Origin of the sequence: Xenorhabdus griffiniae, from assembly GCF_015163655.1 — a bacterium.
GTDB classification, from domain to species: Bacteria; Pseudomonadota; Gammaproteobacteria; order Enterobacterales; family Enterobacteriaceae; genus Xenorhabdus; species Xenorhabdus griffiniae.
On the sequence record NZ_JADEUF010000203.1, the window covers coordinates 1 to 2,919 of the forward strand.

Sequence of the window (2,919 nt, forward strand, 5' to 3'; positions counted from 1 at the left end):
AAAACATTAGGCTATTCAAAATCACCGGAAATGCATGACAAAGTCATCGGGACTTTTATCGAAAGAGAATATTATATTTAAGACCAATCAACATTTTGAATACGTGACCAAGAATTAGCCGATCAAGCCAATAGAGTGTTAATCGAATATCTTTACCCTAGTACCACAAGAACGGAATATCCTAATATTATTCTTATTGATAATGTGAAAGATACAGCAGCGACAACTTTAGCCTTAGCTATCAATTGGTTGGTCTATTAATCTTATCGATAAATAACCCAAGACTCATGCAACGGCAGTATATTATTGGCGCGACGAAAAAATCTATGCCATACTTTTTGAATCTCAAACAAGGAGTATACCATTATGTTTTACTCAAGATACTTAACTTATTTGGGAGTCATCAGTCTACTATTATCTGCCTTTGCACAAGCACAAGTACCATCTCAACAATTATCGCCAGACCAGACAAAATACCTGCAACAGCAAATTAATGAACAAGTTACAGATAAATCTGCTCTATCAATGGTAGAAAGTTGGTCAGATGCCAAAAAAGTGGCGGAGTTTATTTGTCGCCCTTTTGCCTTACCCATCATTAAGAAATATTATAAAGACACAGATAAAATTTTCCTCGGTATAGATTCAAAAGAGAGTATCAGACTCAAACAGCCTTCTGAATTGGTCGGCATCGGTATGTATAGGACGAATGATGGCTGGCATGACATTCGATTCTCCTGCAAATTAGATGCAACTGGCAAAGCTCGGTCATTCAGATTCTTTCCCATAAAGGAGAACTAAATGAAATATCTCTGGTTTATGTTACTTATTTTCTCCCCACTCAGTTTTGCGGCCAGTTTTGACTGTGCCAAAGCCAAAACACCGAATGAGAAAGCAATTTGTTCAAACCCAAAGCTAAATGATCTGGATGTGGAATTAAGTGTGAAATATCATTTTCTGCGCGGATTGTTTGCCATGGGCGTATCTGGCGAAATGTATGATAACCAAACTGCATGGCTGAAACAGCGCCACAAATGCAAGGGCGATACAACTTGTTTGCTGCAAAGTTACCACCAACGTATTAATCAGCTTGATACGCTGTATAATTCAATAGAGAAACCGATTTGAGAATAATTAACTGAAAACTCAAGGAATAATTTTCTTTCCTTGAGTTTTTTGTAAAAAATCCTGTTACTTTTTCTTATAAATATTTGGGCGAACTATTTGCCAAACACCATTTTCATAACTAACGGGAGAGTAGCCAAATTTTTCATATAACCAGGGTGCCGTTGACGTCACAAGCATAATTCTACGTAGCCGTTGCATAACGGGATGAGATTGACAACACGTTATCAACCAGTGGCCTAATTGTTGTTTTTGATATTCTTCCAAGACATAAACATCACATAGATAGCCGAACGTCGCAAAATCTGTGACAAGCCTGGCAAACCCTATTTGAGTTTTATCTTTATACAACCCAAATGTCAGACTGTTTTCAATAGCAGACCGTACCATTTCGAGATCAATACCTTCCGCCCAACGGGAACGTGTCAAAAATTGGTGAATAGCGGTAATATCTAAAAGCGATTTGTCTGTTGAAACTTGGTAGTTTTCTTTCTGCCAATGAAAGTGTTGTGCCATATTTTTATCCAACAGTAATAGTTATTTTCTTTAAAACAATATTTAACACCATGATAACTACTCAAAATAGCCTCTAATTTTTAGAGGCTAAACAAGAGAAAACATGAGGGCAGAATATTTACAAAAATTTTCATTTACAGAGTGATAAGTTTTTTACATAGGTTGTTGGTGACATCCATGAAATTTTGTTACAAACCAAATAGCCATCATTTTTTAGTTTAAAATTAACATAAGATGATACGGGCACACTCAAAATAAGTGAAACCAAAGCAATAACCCCAAACACCTTAATAAACTGGTCATAATATTTTGGTTTTCTTTGAGTTAGCATGAAATAGGTGGCACCTATAAGTCCGCATAAAACAAAAGGAAAGGAGAAAAATACAATAAAAACCCCCGCAGAAAAAGTTATTTCATTCTTCAATAAAACCAAAGAAAAAAAATAAGTAGTAACTACATACATGCAGAACAATACTATTGGAAAAATAAAGAATGCACATAACAGACGAACTTTATTGCTTACCATATTTATCGAGGCCACGTATTAAATATTTTCTGTAAATCAACTTCAGGAGAGCGGGGGTTCCTCTCTATCTGACTTTTTATAACTTCAATGATTTTTTCACTGATTTTATATTTTTTATCAATATAATCCAATCCGATAGTAACGGCCACTCCAACAAGCAAAACAATACCCGCTGAGACAATAATGCTTCCTCCTACTACTGCCATTGCACCTAACATTGTTCCTGCCGCCCATGTTACAGCAGCAGTAATAGCAACTTTAGCCATATCAGCCGTGATATTACCTATGAACTCCGCTAAGGTGTATTCATCTTTAAAGATGAGTTCGATCGTTCGATACATAACAGAAAAGATAATACAGAATTTAACCCCTTTCACAATATTTGAATTAAGGCCTTGCTGTCCTATCCCCATCGACAACATTTTAGGGTTGCTGGCACCATATCGTGTCCCTGTAATAATACGTCTAAGACCCGCATGTCCTGATATCTTAATATATCGTTTTCCGTGCTCTCCTACATACTCTGTCGCAGTAACACCTAATCGCCCAAACTCACGAATGATTCCATAAAAATCGAGCGAATCATGGATGTTTCCTGCGTAGGTAGAAATGGGATCAGTCCAATTAAATAAATAGGATAGAGAATTCGGTCGTGACATCAATTTATTGAATCATGTATAGTATGCCTATTTGGAGAACATTCAGATGGCAAAGATTGATGTGACCTGTCCCTCTTGTTGTGCAGTTAAAGGGAT

6 protein-coding genes are annotated in these 2,919 nt (G+C 36.5%); 3 read left to right on the top strand and 3 right to left on the bottom strand.

Features of this window, described 5'->3' with window-relative positions; translation table 11 throughout:
- The 3 genes from IQ211_RS18640 to IQ211_RS18650 all read left to right on the top strand — a co-directional run.
- A partial coding sequence (locus IQ211_RS18640) for an IS1 family transposase (protein WP_228011593.1) occupies nt 1–81 on the top strand: 81 nt, incomplete at its 5' end.
- Nucleotides 82–366: 285 nt separating this feature from the next.
- Nucleotides 367–798, top strand: a complete 432-nt coding sequence (locus IQ211_RS18645; protein ID WP_189761300.1) for a hypothetical protein — start codon at nt 367–369, stop codon at nt 796–798.
- Nucleotides 799–1,125 (top strand): lysozyme inhibitor LprI family protein, encoded by a 327-nt coding sequence (locus IQ211_RS18650; RefSeq protein ID WP_189761301.1) that lies wholly within the window; start codon nt 799–801, stop codon nt 1,123–1,125.
- Nucleotides 1,126–1,188: 63 nt separating this feature from the next.
- On the opposite strand, the gene IQ211_RS18655 is transcribed toward IQ211_RS18650, so the two are convergent.
- The 3 genes from IQ211_RS18655 to IQ211_RS18665 all read right to left on the bottom strand — a co-directional run bounded on the left by IQ211_RS18655 (nt 1,189) and on the right by IQ211_RS18665 (nt 2,823).
- On the bottom strand, nt 1,189–1,638 hold the full coding sequence (locus tag IQ211_RS18655; RefSeq protein ID WP_189761302.1) for a GNAT family N-acetyltransferase: 450 nt from the start codon (nt 1,636–1,638) through the stop codon (nt 1,189–1,191).
- Nucleotides 1,639–1,768: 130 nt separating this feature from the next.
- On the bottom strand, nt 1,769–2,164 hold the full coding sequence (locus tag IQ211_RS18660; protein WP_189761303.1) for a DUF1240 domain-containing protein: 396 nt from the start codon (nt 2,162–2,164) through the stop codon (nt 1,769–1,771).
- 2 nt (nt 2,165–2,166) lie between these two features.
- Nucleotides 2,167–2,823, bottom strand: a complete 657-nt coding sequence (locus IQ211_RS18665; protein ID WP_189761304.1) for a hypothetical protein — start codon at nt 2,821–2,823, stop codon at nt 2,167–2,169.
- Nucleotides 2,824–2,919: the final 96 nt, after the last annotated feature.

Coding starts and splice junctions, on each gene's coding strand:
- IQ211_RS18645 (WP_189761300.1), top strand. CDS start 367: ATGTTTTACTCAAGATACTTAACTTATTTGGGAGTCATCAGTCTACTA.
- IQ211_RS18655 (WP_189761302.1), bottom strand. CDS start 1,638: ATGGCACAACACTTTCATTGGCAGAAAGAAAACTACCAAGTTTCAACA.
- IQ211_RS18650 (WP_189761301.1), top strand. CDS start 799: ATGAAATATCTCTGGTTTATGTTACTTATTTTCTCCCCACTCAGTTTT.
- IQ211_RS18665 (WP_189761304.1), bottom strand. CDS start 2,823: ATGTCACGACCGAATTCTCTATCCTATTTATTTAATTGGACTGATCCC.
- IQ211_RS18660 (WP_189761303.1), bottom strand. CDS start 2,164: ATGGTAAGCAATAAAGTTCGTCTGTTATGTGCATTCTTTATTTTTCCA.